The following is a 20,546-nucleotide window of genomic DNA, read 5'->3' as shown; positions in this document are numbered from 1 at the left end:
GCTTAAAATATGATAAAAAGCAGTTTTTGAAGAATTGACAAGAATGCAATTTTACCCCCTAAAAACTGCCATTACTGCACAAAAAAGGTACTCCTACCTCAACTTTGTCAACACTCTCATTTCCGTATTGACATTATTGAAAATAAACCCGATTTCATTTAAGAAAATTTAAGAGCGCTTTAAGTTTTTATTTCAATTCAAACATCTTAAAACCAAATAATTAAACACGAATTATTTATTAAAAACAAATTATACAACCAATAAAATTCAATCCCATTAATTAAAAAAATACCTAGAATTAAGTATTGCTTCACTTTTATAAAAAAACTAAATTATTTGTCTATCCACTTTTAAATTATACAATAAAAAATAATTTCATATTAGCTAAAGCAAGTAACCAAAAATGAAAGAGATACTAGAGACAGTTTTCAAGCAAAAAAATCCAAAACAAACTTTATTGGACAGTGCTTTCATTCTGTTTACAACATCCCTTTTAATACGCTTTTTTATATTTTTATTTTCGTCTTTTGATTTTGAGAGCTGGCAGATTTCTGAATTTCTCATTAACTACAAAAATGGTTTTGTCAGAAGAGGGTTAACGGGGGAAATATTGTACTTTTTTGTTCAAAAATTCAATATCAACATAGAATGGACCATTAAGATTATATGTTTTATTTGTCTTGTTTCAGTCTCTTCCTTTTTTGCTAATGCTTTTTTTAAGAGAGGTTATTCCATGTATATTTTACCTCTGTGTTTTTTTCTGGGTTCAGGTATTTTATCCAATTTTTGGATCAGAAAAGACTACCTTCTATTTTGCTTTTTGATACCTATTTTATGGATTTATTCAAAATCCAGTCTATCCCTATTTACAAAATTTGTGCTTTTCAACATTTTTGGAGTATTCATCATTTTAAGTCACGAAGTTTTTATGTTTTTTGGAATACCAATAATAGCGCTACTATTGTTTCGCCAATACAAAGAAAAAGGCATTTTTCGATCCTTAATTGCAAGCTCACTATTTTTACTACCCTGTATTTTGGCATTCCTTTCAACCTTGTATTTTCATGGAAATAATGAAACTGCCAAAATTATATGGGATTCATGGACTCCATTTTTCAATAGAGAAACGTTAAGAATAGGCGACTCAATAGCAGCACTTGGTTGGTCAAGCTCATATGCCTTCAAATTTCATTTTAAAACAAATTTCTTGACGGTAGACAACAATATAATTTCATTCTTGGTTTGGGTTATAATTTTCCCAATAATTTACTATATCTCTACAAACTTCTTATTAGCTTTTAGTAAAAAAACTAAATACTTCTCACGAAAAGACAAAACTACTTTATCAACTATCCTTATTTTTCAACTATTATGCCTATCTCCTGTTCTTATTTTTCTTTCATGCGATTATATTAGAATAAGCTTCTACTGGATAGCAAGCTCTTTTGCCATATTTTTACTAATACCTAAAGATCATATTGAAAATTTGTTCCCCTCGTCTATAATTAACTCTATTGAAAATCTTAATAAAATTGCAACAAAAACATTACCCCCAACAAAAGCCAATCTAGCCTTTTTAATGGTATTCACTGGAATTCCTGACTGGGGTTTTTCAATAAATGGAATGCTTAAAAACACAATGTTTTTCAACATATTGTTACCCATATCCAAACCATTTATTTTGTTAAAAGAATTCTTACTACACTAAAACTTTAGGGTATGAAGATAGAGCCTATCATCAAACTCCTTAGACCAGAACAATGGACAAAAAATACATTTGTCTTTTTACCCTTATTCTTTAATGGGCAAATCCTAAATATCCATATGCTATCCCAATGTCTAGTAGCTTTTTTTGCATTTTCAACCGCAGCAAGCTCGATTTACTGTTTCAATGATATTTACGATGTCAAGGCCGACATGCTACACCCGAGAAAATGTAAACGGCCAATTGCCTCAAAAAAAGTTTCTATTAAAACAGCTTATATTGTAATGTTTTTATGCATCTCAATTTCCCTACTTATTCTCTTATTATTTGCCAATTCTCAAAAACATAGCTTAACAGCTTTAATAGGACTTTATTTCTTTATGAACATTGGATATTGTATAAAACTAAAGCAATTCCCCATTATTGACGTCACAATTATATCTATTGGATTTATATTGCGCGTTATAGTTGGAGGCACTGCTACACAGATTTGGCTTTCCGAATGGATTTTAATAATGACCTTTCTAATTTCATTATTCCTTGCTTTTGCTAAACGACGTGACGACGTGGTCTTATTTAACGCTACAGGTGTTGCGCCTCGAAAGAACACCCAACGGTATAATATTGACTTTTTAAACTTAGTGGTTACAGTAATTTTATCCATCATTATTGTAGCTTATATTATGTACACTCTATCTCCAGATGTAATTGAGCGATTTCAATCAAGATATGTTTATATTACGGCAATATTCGTTTTGATTGGAGTTTTTCGGTATTTACAAGTTACGATCGTTGATTTGAAAAGCGGAAACCCAACAAAAGTTCTTTTATCAGACCGTTTTATTCAATTCTGTATAATTGGATGGATAATTTCATTTTCTATCATTATTTATCTATGAAAAAAGAAACTATTGTTGCGTTTGATTTTGATGGTACAATTACTAAGAAGAATACCTTCCTTCAATTTATAAAATTCAGTAAAGGAAAGTGGTCCTATTATTTCGGTTTTATGCTTTTTTCCCCTTTCATTTTAGCAATGAAATTGAAAATTTATCCTAACTGGAAAACCAAACAAAAATTATTTTCTTACTTCTATAAAGGCACCTCCATTGAGATGTTCAATGCGTGGGGGAATAAATTTAGTTCTGAAATTGACAAAATGCTGAGCACTGAAGCTATGGAAACTCTAAGAGTCCATAAAAAAAAAGGAAATCACATTATAATTATTAGCGCCTCTATCGAAAACTGGATTAAATTTTGGGCAAAAAAAAACGACATAAATATAGTGTTAGCTACCTCGATAGAAACTAATAAAAATGGTTTATTAACAGGTAAATTTCTATCAAAAAATTGTAATGGGCGAGAGAAAGTCAATCGTCTTTTAGAAATCTTCCCAAATAGAAAAGAGTATAAACTTATAGTTTATGGGGATAGTATTGGAGACAAAGAACTCATGAAAATATCGAATAAAAGCTATTATAAAAAATTCACATAACCCTAAATGTTAATCTCGAGATAAAACCCAACTATTTTTTCCTTCCATTAATTCTTATCTACAAGGCAATAAACACAAAAAAACAATAATTATACGTAAAACAAATGGGGAAACACCCTGAAAAAGAAGACTTCGTTCTCATTCAAAATGGTCCGTACAAAGGTTATGCCTTTATGGATAAATCTGAACAAATTATGCACAGCTCAGATCTTGAAACCTTTTTGATTCCGCAAAAAGACACTATAGATATCCAAAGGGTTTTACGACCTTTGATTTTAAAAGAAACGACTTCCAATTCCGACTAAAAATGCACCAAGAAACATGTTTTATACGACTTTATGGTTGCAAGCTTTATAATTGATTGGCTTTCAAAAAGACTAAGATTATAGTTATGCCCATACCAATAGTTGAAGCAATAACATTTACACCTATCAATTCAGTTTTACCGATGCCGTAAATCTGATTTCCAATTTTCTTCCTATTCATAATAATGACAGGCCAAAGAAAAAGTAAGAAGCTGAGGATAATTATTAATAGTCGAGCACCATATGTAACGTCCACAAACCTCATGTTAAAGACCAAGTTGGAAATCAAAAAATAGAAATAGGATTGTATTAAAATCGAACCAAATTTTCTATTGATAAAAATTCTAATCATTGGAATCAATAATATAATTACAGGTCTGTAAAATTAAGTTCTTTGTAAAACTTTCAACAAATCTTTGATTCCTAAATCAATTTCTATACTATCCCCTAAATATGGAGAGGTTTTAATAAATGCTCGAATAAGGACAATTATAAAGATGCTTATAATTGAAAGCTTTATTAATAAAATCGGATAATTTTTCTTTATCTTTTTTGTAGTTAGATTCAATATATCTTATAATTTTTTGACAGAGAAAACAAATTCCATCATCCGAGCTCAAATAGAATCCATGGCGAAATAAATTTTTGCTATTACCAAATAGTTAATTGAAATAGAAAACCAAATGATTCTCCTATAAAATCATTAATTTTAAAGGTGTTACACAAACACTACAGACATTATAACATTTTAAATCCAGTAATATGAAGGAAAATTCAAGTTCAACAGGCGGAAAATGTCCGTTTGTACACGGTGCCAACACCGGAGTGAAAGATTCAGTTATGGAATGGTGGCCTAACTCATTAAACTTAGACATTCTAAGTCAGCATGACACAAAAGTGAACCCACTTGGAGAAGATTTTAATTATCAGGAAGCTTTAAAATCACTCGATGTAGAAGCTTTAAAGAAAGATGTAACCAATTTAATGACCGATTCCCAAGATTGGTGGCCTGCCGATTGGGGGCACTATGGAGGATTGATGATCCGTATGGCATGGCATGCTGCAGGATCGTATAGAATTGCTGATGGTAGAGGTGGCGGAGGAACCGGAAATCAGCGCTTCGCACCGCTTAATTCTTGGCCAGATAACGTGAGCTTGGATAAAGCCAGACGCTTGCTTTGGCCTATCAAAAGAAAATATGGCAATAAAGTAAGCTGGGCCGATTTAATTATTTTGGCAGGAACCATCGCTTATGAAAGCATGGGATTAAAAACCTATGGCTTTGCATTTGGTCGCGAAGATATTTGGGCTCCAGAGAAAGACACCTATTGGGGAGCTGAAAAGGAATGGCTGGCACCTAGTGACGAGCGTTATGGTGATGTTGGCAAACCAGAAACGATGGAAAACCCTTTGGCTGCCGTACAAATGGGATTGATTTATGTGAATCCAGAAGGGGTGAATGGCAAGCCCGACCCTATAAAAACGGGAGCTCAAGTACGCGAAACCTTTAAGCGTATGGCCATGAATGATGAGGAAACCGTAGCACTAACCGCAGGTGGACATACGGTTGGAAAAACCCACGGGAATGGAGATGCCAGTATTTTGGGACCAGACCCAGAATCGGCTCCTGTGGAAGCACAAGGTTTCGGATGGGCCAACCCAACACGAACAGGCGTAGGTAAAGACTCAGTAACCAGTGGATTGGAAGGCGCTTGGACTACCTATCCTACAAAATGGGACAATGGTTTCTTTGAAATGCTTTTCAACCATGAATGGGAACTGCGCAAAAGTCCTGCTGGGGCATGGCAATGGGAACCGGTAAGTATCAAAGAAGAAGATATGCCTGTGGATGTGGAAGACATGACTACTAGACACAACCCAATGATGACCGATGCCGATATGGCCATGAAAATGGATCCTATTTATAGAGAAATTTCATTAAAATTTAAAGACGATTTTGAAGGCTTTTCCGACGCCTTCGCCAGAGCTTGGTTTAAACTGACACACCGTGACATGGGACCAAAAGATCGTTGGTTTGGACCGGATATCCCTTCCGAAGATTTAATTTGGCAGGATCCTGTTCCAAAAGGAAAATCCGATTATGATGTGGCTGCTGTGAAAGCTAAAATTGCTGCTTCGGGATTGAGCATTCCTGAAATGGTTGCTACCGCTTGGGACAGTGCAAGAACCTACAGAGGGTCTGATTTTAGAGGTGGTGCCAATGGAGCGCGCATTCGTTTAGCCCCTCAAAAGGATTGGCAAGGCAATGAACCTGAAAGATTGGCCAAAGTTTTATCGGTTTTGGAACCAATTGCAGCTGAATTTGGAATTAGTGTGGCAGACACCATTGTTTTGGCTGGTAATGTTGGTGTAGAAAAAGCAATTAAAAATGCAGGCATGGACCTAACCATACCGTTTGCTCCTGGCCGCGGCGATGCCTCTCAAGAGATGACCGATGTGGATTCTTTCGAGCCTTTGGAACCTTTAGCTGACGGATTTAGAAACTGGCAAAAAAAGGACTATGTGGTCAGTTCAGAAGAAATGTTGTTGGATCGTGCCCAACTGATGGGACTAACCGCGCCTGAAATGACTGTATTATTAGGTGGTATGCGTGTTATGGGAACCAACTACGGTGGCACGAAACATGGAGTATTCACCGATAATGTGGGTGCTTTAACCAACGATTTCTTTGTAAACCTAACCGATATGGCTTACACATGGAAGCCCGTTGGCAATAATGTTTACGACATATGTGATCGTAAATCTGGAGTTACCAAATGGACAGCCACAAGAATCGACTTGGTATTTGGTTCCAATTCCATTTTAAGAGCCTATGCAGAAGTGTATGCCCAAGATGATAGTAAAGAGAAATTTGTAAAAGACTTTGTGAATGCCTGGGTGAAAGTTATGAATGCCGACCGTTTTGATATATAAACCCAAAACCATTCCATTTATAAATATGAAAGCCGCTTTTTTAAGAAAGTGGCTTTTTCTATTAATCGAATAAACTTGAGGATGTTAAAAATTATGGCATAAGCATTGCTAATTGACCAAAGCAACTTTATAAAACCTGACAATTCCCCCTACCCAAAGGAGCTAAACCATAGGCTTTATAACCCAAAAGTATTAAGCGATATTTTTTGGTCCCCAATGAGAACACAACATGTCTGGCGCAGCTTTTGTTGGATTTGGGCAACTTGGCGTTGAAAATCGCAAACAGGTTGCACAACTGGTATCGTCTTTTAAGGCCAGCTTCATATCGAAAGAATCACAAGTATAGTCATGATTTACTTTAACATGATGCACTGCACACATATGAGTTGCTTCCATATTGGCGCAATGGTCGCAGCTATGAGAGAATCTAATTGCCATAATTTCAAGTGTTTAAATTATATACAAATATACAATTCGATCACGCTAAAAACAATCCAAACAATTAATTTTCAAGCATTTACATTTAAACTAATTTTAAATAAACCTAAATAAAAACTTGCTTCATCACGATGTTGGCTTCCTTTAGCTATCTTTAAACATACAATATGGTAACGGCAAAGTTTCACCAACCTTTCAGCAATATAGCAATGAATAAAAGTAAGCTCATTCAATATTACAACAACCAATCGGACACTTTTCTAAGGTGTTTTAACCAAGCGCAGGAAAGTATGGAAATGGAGGCCATACACCAAATGAGAGTGGCTATAAAAAAACTCAAAGCCATTTGGTGTTTACTCGAGATGCTAAGTGATAAAAAATGGAAGAAAACCAAGCATTTTTCATTGGTTAAAAATTTATTTAAATCTGCTGGAAAGTTGCGAGAAACACAGTTAAACCTACTGATGACAGAGCAATTTGAGGATATTAATTTATCGGAATACACAGAAAGCTTGATAGAAAAGGAAAAAAACTACAGCAAGAAACTAACCCTGGCCCTCGAAAAATTTGATCTCCAAAAACTGGAAAGATTGAATGCCAAGTTGCTTAAGGCGATTATAAAGATTCCAGACGACATTGTTTTAAAACAAGCTTTGGCCAATGTTACAAAAAGGAACAAAAAAATCGCGAAAACCAAGGGGTTGCTTTTCAACGAACATAAACTTCATAAAATTCGGATTCAATTAAAAGCCATGCAGGAAATATTGGCTGTTATAGAAGAATTAAATGCCAATAACCCAATGGATACCCTGCGAAGTCAAATAAAGTCACTCAATGAACACATAGGCCAATGGCACGATTATAAAATACTACGGAAATCCTTAAAGCAGTTCCTTTCCAAAAACCCACATAGCCAAAATACTTCCTTGATAAAAAATGTAATTAAAGACATAAATTCTGAACAAAAAGAACGGCAACAGGAAATATTTGGGCTTATAGAGATGTACCTTGCTGAACACAACCCTAAACTGAACCGTTATATATAAATCTTCCCAAATCTAAAGTTGCTATGTAGCATTAGTCACCAAAGAAATGGATTAAGGTTCTTAAATTTATATATGAAAACGTTTGTACTACTTTTTGTCATTGGGGTTTCATTTCTTACGTCTTGTGAAAAGGATGAAGCTCCTTATTTAAGCGACCAAGAAAAGACCGATTTGCTATTTTTAAGGGAAGAAGAAAAGTTAGCAAGGGATGTGTATCTCTATTCCTATAACCTATACAATCTGAGTATATTTTCCTACATTTCCAACAGCGAGCAATCCCACATGAATAGCGTTTTATCCTTATTAAACAAGTATGAACTTGTCGATCCTGTAACCAATAATGCCTTAGGCATCTTTTCAAATAGCGACCTACAGTCCCTTTACAATCAATTAACTGCCATCTCCGATATTTCCTTAAGCAAAGCCCTTGAAGTAGGTGCCAATATTGAAGACTTGGACATCAATGACATCAGTACCTTTGCCAATCATACTTCAAAAACCGACTTACTGGAAGTTTATGACAATTTAGCCTGTGGATCCCGCAATCATCTACGAAGCTTTGTAGCCCAATTAGGAACTTATACACCCATTTATATCAGCCAATCGGAGTATGACAACATTATTAGTTCTTCGCAAGAGCAATGTGGCAACTAGGGAAACTGAATTGAATAGTGCAGAAAATATCTTTAGGGAATGACATCTCAGCAGCTCCCCAACAAGTACCAACCTATACTTTGTTTTCTTTTGACTTGAGTCAATTGAAGGTTAAAACATAAAAGGTTTTAGACACCTCTCTTTTATCTGTAAGATTTTTTTCTATTTTAGTAACACCAACTAAACTAACCAATGGACTACTCAATTCACAACACAGTGTTTCCATGCCACAAGCATAGCAATACACTGCCCTTCAACATAGAAATTTGTCCCTTGTTTAAGCTGTCTACCTTATATACTTTCTAACCAAAATCCAACAAAAATGTTTGCAAAATCCCTAGTCTCTATTTTAATTATCATTACTGCTTTTTTCGCAGAAAACATAAAAAATGTTTCGAACTCTAATGAAGAATATTTCAAAATTAAAATCTCCCAAAATGGAAAAATCATAAAGGAAAAAAACGGAGTCATTGAACTTAAAAAAGCCCCTTTTAAAATAGAAGTTGATCTTATAAAAACAGACCATATTTACGTTTCCTCTTCATGGGGTAAATATTATTATGATTACCCTAGCGACAAAAATATTTTTCAATGTGATGACGACATCTATTTAAAGAACTGCCGATTTGTAGCAATTAAAACAGGAAACGAGGATAAGTTTAATGTTAACAAGGACATTTATGTTGGTGATGGCTCTTACCAAAACGTTTGGTTCTATAATCCGGATAAGGAATGGCATAGATTCGATAACGACATAAAAGTGGAAAATGGAGTGATCTATGCAAACGTAACTGTTGAAAACATTTACGACATGGATAAAAGAGATGAAAGAAAGTATGAGGAAACTGAGTACAACTATCCCATTGAAAAGATTGGTTCAGACATTTATTTTGTATTTGCAACTGATCATTACGAAAAAGGAATGGATCATCCCCAAGAATTGCAACGTAAGAAGCTACTACTAAAATTTAAATAACCAAATCTTTAAATACTAACAACCTAAACCAACCAATTATTAATAATCATCAAAAAAGAGAAACTATGAAAAAATTATTTACCACATTAACTGTTTGTTTAATTCTAACTTCAATGACTTTTGCCCAAGAAAAGGCCGTAGACACCCAGGAATATAAAAAAACACTTCATACAATGTTTAGTCTTTCAGGTACAGAGCAAACATATCAAGCTGCCATCAGCCAGATGTTGAACATGTTCAAACAGCAATATGCATCTGTTAACGAAGACATTTGGAATGAACTAGAACAAGAATTCAGAAAAAGTTCACTAAATGACTTAGTTGATCTATTAACTCCTGTATATCAAAAACATTTAACAATAAATGATCTCAAAGAATTGATAAAATTCTATGAATCCCCAGCAGGACAAAAGCTTGCTCAAACAACTCCATTGATTACCCAAGAATCCATGCAAGTAGGTCAACAATGGGGCATGCAAATAGGGCAAGAATTTGCAAAAAAAATGCAAGAAAAAGGTTATTAATTTATAGTTAGGACCAAATATATTAAAGAACAGGAGCAGTTTCCTTCCTCGAACCAGCTTCTGTTCTTATTTTTTTGAAGTATTGTACAGACTACTAAAACAACTTTACTCAAACCTATAAGAACTAACCACTATGATAGAAGTACCCCCAACAACCTTAGAGACACCAACAGAACATTTTGAAATATGGGACAACTCCAAAAGAGCTAAAATTGTTTTGGTCATATTTTGGATATTAATTGCCATAACGTTTGTAGCCGCCATTTCCGGTTATTTAGAACTGGAACTGCTAAAGCATGCTCAAATGGGAGGCTTTATAGATGAAGACGAAGCTAATGCCAGTGATTTTAGGCAAGGCCTTATAGGCCTTTTACAAACAGCGCTCCTTATCACATCTATAGTTGTTTTTTTAAACTGGTTTAGAAGAGCCTATGGCAACCTGCATAGACTAGGCGTTACTTATCTTAAACACAAAGAATCTATGGCTGTTTGGTCTTGGTTCATCCCAATTATTGTTTTTTTCAGACCCGTACAAATTATGAACGAAATTTGGACCGAAACCCAAGAAAAGATCAAAAGCTACGACAACTCCTTTAGTATTTTAAAGCATGGCGGCATCCTTATCGGCCTATGGTGGACATTATTTGTCATTTCAAATTTTATAGGTAGATATATTATGAAGACCGCTTTTAAAGATGATACTATTGAAGACCTTATTGAGGGCTCAAGAGCCCTTTTGATCTCTGACATCATGGAAATACCAGAAGCCCTATTGGTAATTGTAATTGTCTATCAACTATCTAAGATGGAAACAAAACTAGCGGAAGAAGTTCGAAAAGCTGGCGGCACCATACTTTACAAATAAAAATAACACCACAAATGAGCTACTACACAAACCATTGTAAACAAGTAGAAAATGAAATATTTAATAAGCACAATAATTGTTTTTGTTCTCCTAACAGGATGTAATTCTGCGATAAAAAATGAAAATGCTCAAATCTTAGTTGAAGAGGGCACAGAGATAGACACAGTTTCACAAGAAGAAACACCAAGCAAAAACACTAATAAAACTTTAAAACCTTTAAAAAATACGACCAGTGTTTATTGGGTTGGATTTTTCTCTCCGCACAAAGACATTGACATGGAAGACAAATACATATATGCAGATGAGGGGCTCTTCTGGAGTAGAAGGAACAAAATCAGCATCTCCATTGACAAGATTATCGGTGATTCGATAATCGGACATAGTGTGGTAGCAGGAAACCATCGCCCCTTTTATGGCAAATTCATTACGGACAATGATACAAAAGAGTATACAGTAAAAGAACCAGGAGATGACAAATATGACGGGCAATTTACTTTTAGAATAAGCAATGACAAGCTAATAGGCACCTGGGATGCTTACAACCCAATTGATATTCCAAAAAGAGAATATCAGCTTAGTAAAAAAACCTTTAAATATGACGCAGACATAATGTTAACTATGCGAAGTCGTTATGGAGACTGGAATAAATTTATTAATCATGGTAGCCAATCCGAAATAGTGGATGAGGGCACTCCTGACGAAGAGATATATGAATGGGTACACAGAGAATATGCCTCATCAACAGATAAGATATTTGAAATAAATGCCTCAAACACCTTACTCACAAAGGAAGACGTTGAAAATCTCACCAATAGCGATTTAGTAGTTATAAGAAATACCATTTACGCAAGGCACGGATATTCATTCAAAAACAGGCCTTTACGAGTGTTTTTTGATGAACAGGATTGGTACATCCCTGTTCATGCCGATATCAAACAAGATTTTACAGAGATAGAAAAGAAAAACATCCAACTACTTTTGAAATATGAAAAAAACGCTAAGGAGTATTATGATTATTTTGGAAGAGGTTAAATTCTAAGAAATAGATTTTGAATAGTTATAAAATCAAGGTTTCCCATATTTTAAAAATTGTTGGTTACTGTGCACTAGCTTATCTAAGCTTTTTAATGTTTTTAATTACAATACAGTATATTCCAATAAATTTTAATGCTGCCTTTTTAGCTGTAAAAGAAGCTGAAATAATAAAACCTTACTATCAAATCTCATTTTTCACTCATGTTTACACAAGTATTTTCACCTTACTATTTGGGTTCTTTCAATTTTCCGAAAAATTTCGTTTAAAATTTTCTCGATCTCACAGATTTATAGGTAAGCTCTATATCACTCTGATTATTTTTCTTGCTGGCCCAACAGGCTTCGTTATGGGAGTCCACGCCAACGGAGGGATCTACTCGCAAATTTCATTTTGTTTGCTCTCAGTACTATGGATCTATTTTACAATACAAGCTTATCGGTACGCTAGAAAAAAGCAATGGAACCAACATTCCAACAACATGTACAGGAGTTATGCACTTACTCTTTCCGCTATTAGCCTGAGATTATTTAAGTGGATAATAGCTAGTACCCTTGCTCTACCTCCTATGGATATTTATAAAATAGTAGCATGGGCTGGGTGGCTTGTTAACTTATTAATTGTTGAATTTATTATTCTGAAAAAAAAATAACACACTGCTTACCCCCACTCATTACATTTCAAATACCCTCAATTCGTTGAAATCAATTAACCTTCAATCCAAACAAAAGTCTTAGCACCCCTAGCCTCCTGACAATAAATTCATAGATAACAAAACACACCACAAAGGTAAAAGTTGTAATCGCCAAAAATTGCAGGAATGGAGACATGTCTATTTTCAAAATCCATAAAGAGCTCAAATATAAAACCGCCATATGAATGATATACACAGGATAGGCGGCCTGACTTAGATACGACAAAGCCCTGCTCGGTTTATTTAAATAGTGATAACCTATTCCAAAGAGACATAAAATCCAAGAAATAGATTCCAAGGCCATAAGGTAACTAGGTGCTTCCATTTCAAATTTCAGAACTCTTATCCCATACAGTATCAGTGCTAAAATTAGATACCCCCATTTCCATTTTTTAACCGTATTCCAGAAACTGCTACCGCTATACACAAACAGATATCCAAAAAAGAAGGCTAGTGCCCCCAGGAAAAAGCCATGCCGGGTTTCGGCGTACATGGCATAGATCTGGGGTTTTACCAACAGGCCTTCTGCAATAAAAAATAAAGAAACAGCCAATGGTCCTAAGGGGTTTGACATCACCTTCTCCATCACCCTCTTGAACCCCACCATTTCCATGTGCTTCATCATATAAAAAACAGGCAAAAATAGCAGCACATATACAAAAATGTTCCCTAAAAACCATAGGTGCCCTTGGTGCGGGTAATAACTCGATGGCAATTTATAAAACATCTGAAATACATACATATGCAATGGGGTAATTGCTACAATCCCAAAAACAAACGGCAACAATATGCGTCGGGAGCGTTCACCTAGAAGTTGTTTCCAATTCCGTTTGCGCATAGCAAAGAACATTCCCATGCCCGATACGAAAAACAAAAATGGAATGCGCCACACATTCAACATAGTCATAGGAATCCATAAATCCTGTAAAGGAGTTTTACTCCTTACAAACCCTATAAACGAGGCCCAAGGCTGGAATACTATGGCTATGTGGTAGATAAGAAGTAAAGCTATGGCTATTACCCTCAGCCAATCAATATCGTATCGTCTCATTGTTTTCATGATTTCTACTTTTCTTTATTTTTTACTGTAACATTATAGCGATTACTGGACGTGTTTTTTCTATTTCAGAAAGGTCCAGAGTCAATCCCAATGGTTCTAATTGTTGCTGGAGCATGTCATAATAGGGTTTTATCTCCTCAAATGGCCCCATAACTGTTTCTCGGGGTGTTGCCCCAAAGTTGTTTTCCACGGTTTTATCTGCTCCCGCATCCAATAGCATTTTTACCGCTTCCACACGACAGAAAAATGCAGCAACATGAAGCGCTGTTGAACCGTCGTTGTTTTTAATGGAAAGATCTGCCCCTGCCTGGATGAGTTCTTTTGCAATAGGCTGTTTCCCAAAAGTAATGGCCGAAATTAATGGAGTAGCACCACTGAATGCATCTTTTTCATTTAACAGAGAGCCTGCTTTGATGTGCTGCTGTACCGCATCCATATTTCCAGAAATAACGGCCTCCTGTAATTTAATCTTGGGAGCTTTAACTTCCGTTTTAGCCATTGTTTCTTGAGAAGCTTCGGTTTTATCCTGTTTACAAGCCAAAAGGCCCAATACGGCAATAAGAAGTAAATACTTAATCTGTTTTACGGAATTGAATTGCATTGTTTTCATGATTTTAATTTTTAATTGTGTTGAACATTAAATTTTATATTACAAAGGTCCTGCAAAGGCTGAAGCAAGACCAATAACCCATGAAGCGAAGTATGCAAAGGGCGCGGAAGGGATGCAACTCATGACGCAAGCATGCCATTTATGGCGCAATTTGTGCCGTATGCCGTGCTAAGTAATTGTTTATCTTTGCTTGTATCAGTAAGTAGGAAACCACCATGACACAAGACCAAAAAGGGCTGAAATTTACCGATCAGGCCAAAGCCATTATTCATGAGCATTTAAGTGATGAGAACTTTGGAGTCTCAGAACTGGCATCTGCCATGTATATGAGCCGGTCGAATTTATTGCGGAAGTTTAAAAAGGAGACAAATCTTTCGGCCAGCCAGTTTATGCGTCAGGTTCGTCTTGAACAGGCCATGGAGTTACTTAAAGAATCTGACCTAACCATTTCCGAAGTTTCCTATCAGGTGGGATTTGGAAACTCTTCCTATTTTATTAAATGCTTTAAAGAACAATACGGTGTTACTCCCGGTGAGGTAGGCAAACAAGCAGAGGAGATTACCCAAGAGATCAAAGTTCAAGAGAAAGCCATTTCTCCCACCTTTTTCAGACGTTACAAATGGCCTGCAATTGTAGGAACTGTGATTGCACTAGCAATTATCACCTATCTTTTAATCCCTTCAACGCCTACAGTGGAAAAGACAAGACCAATCTACCAAGACTTGGAAAAATCTATCGCGGTGCTCCCTTTTAAAAATGAAAGCAGCGATTCCACCAACTTATACTTTGTGAATGGCTTGATGGAGGCCGCTTTGGGCAACCTTCAGAAAATAGGTACACTACGAGTGATCAGTAGGACTTCGGTGGAAAAATATAGACATTCCAACAAAAACATTGGGGAAATTGCTGCCGAATTGAATGTGAACTATATCGTTGAAGGCAGCGGACAAAAAATAGATGATCAAGTATTGTTGAACATACAGCTGATCGATGCCGCCACGGACACCCGACTTTGGGGCCAGCAGTACAGCCATGAAATTGTGGATATTTTTGCTTTGCAGAATGAAATTGCCAAAACCATTGCCGATGCCATTCAAGCCAACATCACCCCTTCCGAATTGGAACAAATAGACAAGAAACCCACCAATAATCTCGTGGCCTATGACTATTACCTACAGGCACAAGAACCTTTTTTTAGAAGAACCACCGAAGGTCTTTTGGAGGCCATTCCTCTGTTTGAAAAGGCGCTAGAGGAAGACCCAAAGTTCGCCTTGGCATATGCCGATTTGGCCATTTCCTACTACTACCTTGATTGGTTCAAAAAAGAAAAACAGTATACAGAACTTATCAATAACTACGCCGATAAAGCACTACTGTACGATTCCAAACTCACCGAAAGCCTAATCGCCAAAGCGCTATACTATGAACATATTGGCGATTACCGTTTGGCGGTGCCCCATTTAGAAAAAGCACTGGAGTACAATCCCAATTCTTCTGCTGTAATGCAGTTATTATCCGGTTTGTATGCCAATTACATTCCAAATACAGGAAAATATCTGGAGTACGCCTTAAAAGGTATTCAACTGGATATTGCCGCCAATGATTCCATTGGCAAAAGTTATATCTATCTGCATTTGAGCAATGCTCTTGTGCAATCAGGATTTACAGACGAAGCACTGAGCTATATTGATCAATCCCTTGCCTTATTCCCCGACAATCCTTACTCCCCGTATTTGAGGGCTTATATTCTTTACGCCAAAAACCAAAATCTCCAAGAAACCCTTCATGCCCTTAAAAAAGAATATCAAAAGGACACAACACGACTGGATATTTTACAGGAAGTAGCCAAGTTGCACTATTTCCAAAAAGACTATGATAATGCCTATTACTACTACAAACAATTTGACTCCATTAGGCAGGCCAGAGGTTTGGCCATTTACCCACAAGAAGATATCAAAATAGGTTTTACTTATGAACAAATGGGCCTAAAGGAAGAAGCTTCCAGATTGTTTGATTCCTATTCTGCATATTGCGAACAGGATGCTTCTATCTACAAAGATGCTAGTTTGGCTGTAAAATATGCCCATGAAGGTAATTTTGATCTCGCTATCGAGCATTTAAAGACCTTCTCGACGCAAGATCATTTTCAATATTGGATTGTCTTGTTCATGCTCTTGGACCCAGCACTACAAGCTTTGGAAGCTCACCCTGAGTATGAATCTGTCATGAAAAAGATTGACGAGCGATTTTGGAAGAACCATGACGAGCTGCAAGAAACCTTGGAGGCAAAAGGACTGCTTTAAACAATTTCCAAGTTTTGTTTAATTCCTTTTTCGAGAATTCAGGAGACAAAGTCTATTAAATCTCACAACCATAAAAGTCATTTTTTTCACACAAAATATACAGGCAATTAGATATCTTTAGCCACAATAACCAATAATATTCCATGGCATTTAGCCTTTAGTGGCTAACAATTAGATCCTAAATTAAATAACTAAAAAAACAGATAAAAAGAAGGACAAAATATTGAAAGATCTTGAGAAAAAATACGTTCGAAATTATTATACTATTACAATTATTGTAAATGTGATTTTACCTATTCTATTTGCAATTTCTACAATTGGAAATAAAGAAGGTGAAATTCAATTAGTATATATATTTATTGGTGTTTGGGGACTTATTTCCTCCATTGTTTATACATTCTATTTTGCTATTCCTGAATTTAGTAACAAATGGGAAAAAATAGCAGGACTTTTGTTCCCTACAGTTCTTCTAAGCTTATTACTTACACAATCTTGGAATTTAATTCCTTTGATTTTAATAAATCTAATAATGAACGGATTTTTCATTTGGCATCTAAAAAATAAAACGTTTGCCAACACCGTATAACACGCATTGCTTTCTTGGCTTCCTGCCCCGAAAATCCTAGCGGATTTTCACACAACGAAACTATAACCAACACCTTGTATAACATTCTCGGTGAGCACACAGTTTTTGAAACAAAATATAATAGGTGAAATATCAAGCTAAAAACTTCTACAATTACTACAAAGACTGCTACAAACTAGATTATAAAGAGTTTGAAGTGGACAATATTCTATCACAGAAACACGCTTTTAAATGGTTTGAATCAAAAACTGAAGAGCTTGTAAGCGGGAGACTTCCTATAATTCCGTATTTCAACAAAAAATCAGAAGAACTTAAGAAAGAGATTGAGCTTTATAAATTAGAAAAAAAACTATTCTATGGATGTTTTTTTCTGCTGGGAAAAAAGGAAAGTTCATTTTCAAAAGATAAAAGAGTATGTGCCCCATTTCTTTTGTATCCTGCAGAAATTGAAACTCGTGATGATGAAAAGTTCTTAAAAATTGACACTAGTAGCCTTGTAATAAACAGAGCTGTACTCACAAAACTAGAAACCAACAAACCAAGTCTTACAAAAGACGCTTTTATACAAGAGATATTTGAGTTGCTTTCTGCAGGAAACAATGACCTAATAAGACTTAAAAGTACATTTGACAAGTACTTTTCTAACATAAACACTGACGAGCTACCGCTTTATCCAACGGTATGGCCAGTGACCAGAATACGGAAAGAACTGTTAGACACTGAATATGGAGACAACGAATTTAAACTTGTACCGGCCGCAGGAACTGTGTTTATTGAAAAATCGGAATCTTCACTTAGGGTACTAAACGACCTAACAGAACTGGCAAGTACAAGGGCATTTAACTCAAGCATACAAAGCCTCATAAATGAAGAATATTCTGAGTTTGATTATGGTCCGAGTCTATATAAATCCAGATTGAATAAGGATCAATATAAAGCGCTTCAAAATGCTTATCGATTCACTAATTCTGTTATTGTTGGACCTCCAGGTACAGGAAAAACCTATACCATAACATCTATTGTGGCCGATGCCGTGGTTAAAAACAAATCAGTACTTGTCGTTTCTAAAACGAAACAAGCTGTTGAAGTACTCCGGTCGATGCTACAAGATGATTTTAACTTAAAAGATTACTTGATTCATACAACAGGTAGAAACTACAAGCACAGTTTAAAGGTAAAAATCAAGAAATACCTGAGCGGTATCACTCAGCATAAAGATTTCAGGCATAAAAAGACAGTTATTGATAACTTAATAAGTCAGCTCAACCAACTTGAAGAGCAATTTGAAAATTTTGTTGAACATGAGCTCAACCTGTCAGATCTTGAATTCGCTGAAGAATTAAGCCTTTTTAATAAATGGAAACGGTTTTACTTAAGGTTAAAATCGTTTGATGGTGAAAAACTATGGGAGATATTTAACAAAATTGACGAAGTGCTGATCCGTCTAGAAAAGGAAATATCATTCTTTACAAAACAGAAAATTCAATCCAATATCGATAGTAATTTCAGGCTCTTCAGAAAAGATATTTCACGGTTTTTGGATGCTTTGGAGGCTTCAAGTTTTTCCGAATACAAAAGACTAACAGAAACAGTTAAACAAGAGAATATATTAAAAGTCTTTCCAATATGGCTTGCCAACCTTTCTGAACTCAATGCAGTAATGCCCTTGGAAAAGGATTTGTTTGACCTTGTTATTATCGATGAAGCAACCCAATGCGATATTGCATCTGCACTGCCGGCCCTTTACCGTGCTAAAAAGGCAATTGTAGTGGGCGATCCTAATCAGTTGCGTCATTATTCATTTGTTTCAGCATCTCAACAGTCTGTATTGAGAAGTAAATATGAGTTACCTGAAGACAAAATATTTGATTATCGCAACAGAAGTGTTTTGGATTTCTTCATTTCAAAAGTACCCGATCAGCGACAAGTTTCATTTTTAAGAGAACATTTTAGATCTACTCCCTCGTTAATTGAATTCAGCAATCAGCAATTTTACGATGGACAGTTAGAAGTACTTAAATCAACCCCCAAACATATAGCAAACAACCAGCTTGAAATCATAAACACTAGAGGTAAAAGAAATGAACAAGGCGTTAATGAAGTTGAGGCCCAAGCAGTTTTAGAAACCTTAGATAGCATAATTGATAAGCACAGTAGCTACGATAAGAAACCATCCATTGGCATACTTTCTCCTTTTAGCAAGCAGGTAGCACATATCAATAAGTTACTAAAGAACAAATACAGTCTAGATGAATTAAAAAAACATAAAATTCTGTGTGGTTCTCCATATCATTTTCAAGGATCAGAGCGAGACATAATGCTACTTTCATTTTCGGTATGTGATTCTACCCATCCGTCAGCATTTATTCACGCCAATAAACCTGAAGTCTTAAATGTGGCAATAACCCGTGCAAAATCATATCAAGTAATATTCAAATCTGTTTCTGATGAAACACTAAATCAGGAAAGCTTATTATATCAATACTTCAAGTTTGCAAATGAATTTTCTCATACTAATGGACAAAGCCCTGAGCAAGATGAATTTCAAAGCGAAGTCTATGAAGAGCTCACAAAACTTAACTATGATGCTGTTCAATGTGGTTATCCCCTTGCAGGCAACATGCTGGATATTCTTGTAACACACCAAAACCACAATTACTTTATCGACTTAATTGGCTACCCAGGAATGTTCAAGGAGGCATTCCCTCTTGAGCGCAATAAGACTTTAGCTCGAACAGGTGTTAAAAGCTTCCCGCTTCACTATTCGTTTTGGAAAAAGAATAAAGAAACTGCAATTAAAATGATTAAAAAATTCATTACATGATTAATTGTCAAGTGAAATAACACCTTATAAAATTTACTAACTAGGCTACACTTAGGGTGCAAAACCTCACAGAATAAAAAAACAGCTCCAAAAATGAAGCTGTTTTTCTATTATTTGTGTTCTCGAAGTTGATTTCAACTACACAAAACAACTAATCTAAAGATACCTTATTGCTTAGAAGCTTCTAAGGACACTTTACGAAATTCCTTCATTAACTTGGTCATTTCCAAAGTTGCTTTACGAGCTCTTGTACCTGCTGCTTTGTTTCCATTTTCCAATTGTGCTGCTGCATCAGTTGAAAATGCTTCGAATTGTGCACTGATTTGATCTAAAAGTTCTTTCATAGATTCAAGGTTTAAAATTAATTCTGGCGAAAATAGAACTTTAAAGGCTATATACAAGGGATAAATCACCTAATTGCACTTAAACAGTCTAGTATTTATATCACTTTTGAAGGGAGACATCGTTTTACCTTTCGGAAAATCACCTGCTGT

Annotated in this window: 19 protein-coding genes; 15 read left to right on the top strand and 4 right to left on the bottom strand. The window is 35.6% G+C overall.

The window, feature by feature from the left end:
• The first annotated feature begins 403 nt into the window (after positions 1 to 403).
• The 5 genes from AC6I5C_RS06890 to katG all read left to right on the top strand — a co-directional run bounded on the left by AC6I5C_RS06890 (position 404) and on the right by katG (position 6,439).
• Entirely contained in the window at positions 404 to 1,708 is a 1,305-nt protein-coding gene (locus AC6I5C_RS06890) for a hypothetical protein (RefSeq protein WP_497904523.1), read from the top strand.
• Positions 1,709 to 1,719: 11 nt separating this feature from the next.
• Positions 1,720 to 2,604, top strand: a complete 885-nt coding sequence (locus AC6I5C_RS06885; RefSeq protein WP_497904522.1) for a decaprenyl-phosphate phosphoribosyltransferase — start codon at positions 1,720 to 1,722, stop codon at positions 2,602 to 2,604.
• On the top strand, positions 2,601 to 3,200 hold the full coding sequence (locus AC6I5C_RS06880; protein ID WP_497904521.1) for an HAD-IB family hydrolase: 600 nt from the start codon (positions 2,601 to 2,603) through the stop codon (positions 3,198 to 3,200). Before AC6I5C_RS06885 ends, AC6I5C_RS06880 begins: the two co-directional genes overlap by 4 nt.
• Positions 3,201 to 3,304: 104 nt before the next feature.
• Positions 3,305 to 3,505 carry a hypothetical protein gene (locus AC6I5C_RS06875; protein WP_497904520.1) on the top strand — a complete coding sequence of 67 codons (201 nt, stop codon included), beginning with the start codon at positions 3,305 to 3,307 and terminating at the stop codon, positions 3,503 to 3,505.
• A gap of 762 nt (positions 3,506 to 4,267) precedes the next feature.
• Entirely contained in the window at positions 4,268 to 6,439 is a 2,172-nt protein-coding gene (gene katG, locus AC6I5C_RS06870; protein WP_497904519.1) for a catalase/peroxidase HPI, read from the top strand.
• 192 nt (positions 6,440 to 6,631) lie between these two features.
• Here the strand turns inward: katG and AC6I5C_RS06865 are convergent, their stop codons facing one another.
• Complete coding sequence (locus AC6I5C_RS06865; protein WP_076664041.1) at positions 6,632 to 6,877, bottom strand: hypothetical protein; 246 nt, start codon at positions 6,875 to 6,877, stop codon at positions 6,632 to 6,634.
• Between the two features lie 209 nt (positions 6,878 to 7,086).
• Between AC6I5C_RS06865 and AC6I5C_RS06860 the strand changes: the two genes are divergently transcribed.
• The 7 genes from AC6I5C_RS06860 (at position 7,087) to AC6I5C_RS06830 (ending at position 12,627) form a co-directional block, all read left to right on the top strand.
• Entirely contained in the window at positions 7,087 to 7,923 is an 837-nt protein-coding gene (locus AC6I5C_RS06860; protein WP_497904518.1) for a CHAD domain-containing protein, read from the top strand.
• A 72-nt stretch (positions 7,924 to 7,995) separates the two neighbouring features.
• Positions 7,996 to 8,577: a DUF2202 domain-containing protein gene (locus AC6I5C_RS06855; protein ID WP_497904517.1), complete on the top strand. Its 582-nt coding sequence runs from the start codon at positions 7,996 to 7,998 to the stop codon at positions 8,575 to 8,577.
• A 322-nt stretch (positions 8,578 to 8,899) separates the two neighbouring features.
• On the top strand, positions 8,900 to 9,553 hold the full coding sequence (locus tag AC6I5C_RS06850; protein ID WP_497904516.1) for a hypothetical protein: 654 nt from the start codon (positions 8,900 to 8,902) through the stop codon (positions 9,551 to 9,553).
• Positions 9,554 to 9,618: 65 nt separating this feature from the next.
• Positions 9,619 to 10,077, top strand: coding sequence for a DUF2059 domain-containing protein (locus AC6I5C_RS06845; RefSeq protein WP_497904515.1), 459 nt, complete (start codon positions 9,619 to 9,621; stop codon positions 10,075 to 10,077).
• A 133-nt stretch (positions 10,078 to 10,210) separates the two neighbouring features.
• Complete coding sequence (locus AC6I5C_RS06840) at positions 10,211 to 10,942, top strand: DUF4328 domain-containing protein (protein ID WP_497904514.1); 732 nt, start codon at positions 10,211 to 10,213, stop codon at positions 10,940 to 10,942.
• Positions 10,943 to 10,993: 51 nt separating this feature from the next.
• Positions 10,994 to 11,974, top strand: a complete 981-nt coding sequence (locus tag AC6I5C_RS06835; protein ID WP_497904513.1) for a YARHG domain-containing protein — start codon at positions 10,994 to 10,996, stop codon at positions 11,972 to 11,974.
• A 17-nt stretch (positions 11,975 to 11,991) separates the two neighbouring features.
• Complete coding sequence (locus AC6I5C_RS06830) at positions 11,992 to 12,627, top strand: DUF2306 domain-containing protein (protein ID WP_497904512.1); 636 nt, start codon at positions 11,992 to 11,994, stop codon at positions 12,625 to 12,627.
• 52 nt (positions 12,628 to 12,679) lie between these two features.
• On the opposite strand, the gene AC6I5C_RS06825 is transcribed toward AC6I5C_RS06830, so the two are convergent.
• A complete protein-coding gene (locus tag AC6I5C_RS06825) occupies positions 12,680 to 13,729 on the bottom strand; it encodes an acyltransferase family protein (protein ID WP_497904511.1) in 1,050 nt (349 codons plus the stop codon).
• Between the two features lie 22 nt (positions 13,730 to 13,751).
• A complete protein-coding gene (locus AC6I5C_RS06820) occupies positions 13,752 to 14,339 on the bottom strand; it encodes an ankyrin repeat domain-containing protein (RefSeq protein WP_497904510.1) in 588 nt (195 codons plus the stop codon).
• Positions 14,340 to 14,554: 215 nt separating this feature from the next.
• Between AC6I5C_RS06820 and AC6I5C_RS06815 the strand changes: the two genes are divergently transcribed.
• The 3 genes from AC6I5C_RS06815 (at position 14,555) to AC6I5C_RS06805 (ending at position 20,052) form a co-directional block, all read left to right on the top strand.
• The gene (locus tag AC6I5C_RS06815; RefSeq protein WP_497904509.1) at positions 14,555 to 16,642 is read left to right on the top strand and encodes a helix-turn-helix domain-containing protein; all 2,088 of its coding nucleotides are present in this window, start codon (positions 14,555 to 14,557) and stop codon (positions 16,640 to 16,642) included.
• A gap of 223 nt (positions 16,643 to 16,865) precedes the next feature.
• Positions 16,866 to 17,228 (top strand): hypothetical protein, encoded by a 363-nt coding sequence (locus tag AC6I5C_RS06810; protein WP_497904508.1) that lies wholly within the window; start codon positions 16,866 to 16,868, stop codon positions 17,226 to 17,228.
• A gap of 124 nt (positions 17,229 to 17,352) precedes the next feature.
• Positions 17,353 to 20,052, top strand: a complete 2,700-nt coding sequence (locus AC6I5C_RS06805; protein WP_497904507.1) for an AAA domain-containing protein — start codon at positions 17,353 to 17,355, stop codon at positions 20,050 to 20,052.
• Positions 20,053 to 20,219: 167 nt separating this feature from the next.
• Here the strand turns inward: AC6I5C_RS06805 and AC6I5C_RS06800 are convergent, their stop codons facing one another.
• Complete coding sequence (locus AC6I5C_RS06800; protein WP_497904506.1) at positions 20,220 to 20,396, bottom strand: BF3379 family histone-like protein; 177 nt, start codon at positions 20,394 to 20,396, stop codon at positions 20,220 to 20,222.
• Positions 20,397 to 20,546: the final 150 nt, after the last annotated feature.

Source organism: Mangrovimonas sp. sgz306409, assembly GCF_059735265.1.
This window is presented reverse-complemented; position numbering and strand designations above follow the sequence as displayed.

Coding starts and splice junctions, on each gene's coding strand:
- AC6I5C_RS06845 (WP_497904515.1), top strand. CDS start 9,619: ATGAAAAAATTATTTACCACATTAACTGTTTGTTTAATTCTAACTTCA.
- AC6I5C_RS06885 (WP_497904522.1), top strand. CDS start 1,720: ATGAAGATAGAGCCTATCATCAAACTCCTTAGACCAGAACAATGGACA.
- AC6I5C_RS06825 (WP_497904511.1), bottom strand. CDS start 13,729: ATGAAAACAATGAGACGATACGATATTGATTGGCTGAGGGTAATAGCC.
- AC6I5C_RS06860 (WP_497904518.1), top strand. CDS start 7,087: ATGAATAAAAGTAAGCTCATTCAATATTACAACAACCAATCGGACACT.
- AC6I5C_RS06865 (WP_076664041.1), bottom strand. CDS start 6,877: ATGGCAATTAGATTCTCTCATAGCTGCGACCATTGCGCCAATATGGAA.
- AC6I5C_RS06800 (WP_497904506.1), bottom strand. CDS start 20,396: ATGAAAGAACTTTTAGATCAAATCAGTGCACAATTCGAAGCATTTTCA.
- AC6I5C_RS06890 (WP_497904523.1), top strand. CDS start 404: ATGAAAGAGATACTAGAGACAGTTTTCAAGCAAAAAAATCCAAAACAA.
- AC6I5C_RS06840 (WP_497904514.1), top strand. CDS start 10,211: ATGATAGAAGTACCCCCAACAACCTTAGAGACACCAACAGAACATTTT.
- AC6I5C_RS06850 (WP_497904516.1), top strand. CDS start 8,900: ATGTTTGCAAAATCCCTAGTCTCTATTTTAATTATCATTACTGCTTTT.
- AC6I5C_RS06875 (WP_497904520.1), top strand. CDS start 3,305: ATGGGGAAACACCCTGAAAAAGAAGACTTCGTTCTCATTCAAAATGGT.
- AC6I5C_RS06815 (WP_497904509.1), top strand. CDS start 14,555: ATGACACAAGACCAAAAAGGGCTGAAATTTACCGATCAGGCCAAAGCC.
- AC6I5C_RS06880 (WP_497904521.1), top strand. CDS start 2,601: ATGAAAAAAGAAACTATTGTTGCGTTTGATTTTGATGGTACAATTACT.
- katG (WP_497904519.1), top strand. CDS start 4,268: ATGAAGGAAAATTCAAGTTCAACAGGCGGAAAATGTCCGTTTGTACAC.
- AC6I5C_RS06820 (WP_497904510.1), bottom strand. CDS start 14,339: ATGAAAACAATGCAATTCAATTCCGTAAAACAGATTAAGTATTTACTT.
- AC6I5C_RS06835 (WP_497904513.1), top strand. CDS start 10,994: ATGAAATATTTAATAAGCACAATAATTGTTTTTGTTCTCCTAACAGGA.
- AC6I5C_RS06855 (WP_497904517.1), top strand. CDS start 7,996: ATGAAAACGTTTGTACTACTTTTTGTCATTGGGGTTTCATTTCTTACG.